Source organism: Oleiphilus sp. HI0125, from assembly GCF_001635355.1.
Genome location: NZ_LWGF01001230.1, coordinates 1 through 665 on the forward strand (window position 1 = coordinate 1; position 665 = coordinate 665).

The following is a 665-nucleotide window of genomic DNA, read 5'->3' on the forward strand; positions in this document are numbered from 1 at the left end:
GAAACCAAATAACTTGACCCAGGTCTTCAGCGTTTTGTCGGCTAATTGCTCATCAATGCGAATTTTGCTTACTTGCGCGCCTTGATCTTCTAAGCATTTTACGACACGCTGAAGCCCTCGCTGAGTAGGGGCGGAGCATTGAACTCCAGCCAATTCATCGTAATAAGCGATTTTATAATTCGCGAGCTTGTTGTGAATCGGTGTGGATGTCTGAATGTCTAGGTATTGTTGGTATTCAGGTAAGGGTTGATAACAGACCTTATAAATTTGCTCAATGTCGCTAGCGCTTCGCGCCAGAGGGCCGGTGCTGTTTAGCGCTGTAAAACCGGTTCCTCTGTTTGGTAGAGGTGGAACATGGCCATCATGTATATGTCCATTGGTAGTCGGCTTTAAGCCAAACAATCCGCATAAGTTAGCTGGGTTTCGAATAGAACCGCCAATATCGCTGCCAATTTCTGCATAACTCAATTGGGCTGCAAGTGCAGCGGCACCACCTCCTGTGCTTCCACCGGGAGTTCTACGAAGATCGTAGGGATTGTTTGCAGTCGGGTAGAGCGGACCAAAGGTCTGACAATCTGATAGAAGCATTGGGACATTGGTTTTACCTAAGATGATCGCTCCAGCATTTTCTAATCGCTGAGCAAGTACTGAGTTGATGTCAGGCG

Annotated in this window: 1 protein-coding gene; it reads right to left on the bottom strand. The window is 47.2% G+C overall.

What is annotated here, in order from left to right; genetic code table 11:
- Positions 1–665: amidase family protein (locus A3762_RS21365; RefSeq protein ID WP_255375073.1), on the bottom strand; the 665-nt coding region annotated here is incomplete at both ends.